A 736-nucleotide genomic window follows, 5' to 3' on the forward strand; every position below is an offset into this window, starting at 1 on the left:
AAGTCCCACCCCAATTTTGCCTCTATATCGGCCCTTATTGTTAAACCTTCTCCCCCTACTGAAAGTGGTTTGAACTTTTTGTTTGCATAAATAAGCAATGCATCTGTAAACGTAACTCTCTGAAAATTTGCTATGGTCGAAATAATACAGTTTTTATATTCACGCAATCTTATTGTTCCTTGGCCAGCATCAAATGGCATTGCCATGACATTTTTAATATACAATTCATCAGGAATATTATCATCATCTATATGAAGTGTATATGTATTTGATCCTATATTATTTTTTAATAGCCATTCAGAATAATACTGTAATGCTCTTTGTTTGTTTTTACTACCATTCTTTGTTTTATAGTCGGCAGGTACCCTTAGAATCTCAGCATCGTATCTATATAAATCATAGTATTCAGTTAATACTATAATCCTCGTGTTTATTGAATATGATTTTAATGTTTTTATAATATTAGCCACGACTTCCTGTGCCTCACCCTTTGTGGTTATTAATATAATTACATTCCTTCCATTCACAGGATTACCGAGGCTGTGATTCCAGGAATTGTAGTTTTTTATTAATAAGTATGGCAAAATAATTGCAGAAGGAAACATCAAAGCGCAAATAAAAGCATTTAATATAAACAAAATCAGAAAAATCATTTAAACCACCTTTTAAAATCATCTTTCCTGTTTACCACATATTAGTAATATATTACAAATCAATATACCAGAAAGAAAGCCAC

1 protein-coding gene is annotated in these 736 nt (G+C 31.1%); it reads right to left on the reverse strand.

The annotated features are described in order from the left end of the window. Positions 1-527: hypothetical protein (locus AOG54_RS04280; RefSeq protein ID WP_156324199.1), on the reverse strand; the 527-nt coding region annotated here is incomplete at its 3' end. Positions 528-736 lie beyond the last annotated feature (209 nt).

This window comes from Acidiplasma aeolicum, assembly GCF_001402945.1.
GTDB classification, from domain to species: Archaea; Thermoplasmatota; Thermoplasmata; order Thermoplasmatales; family Thermoplasmataceae; genus Acidiplasma; species Acidiplasma aeolicum.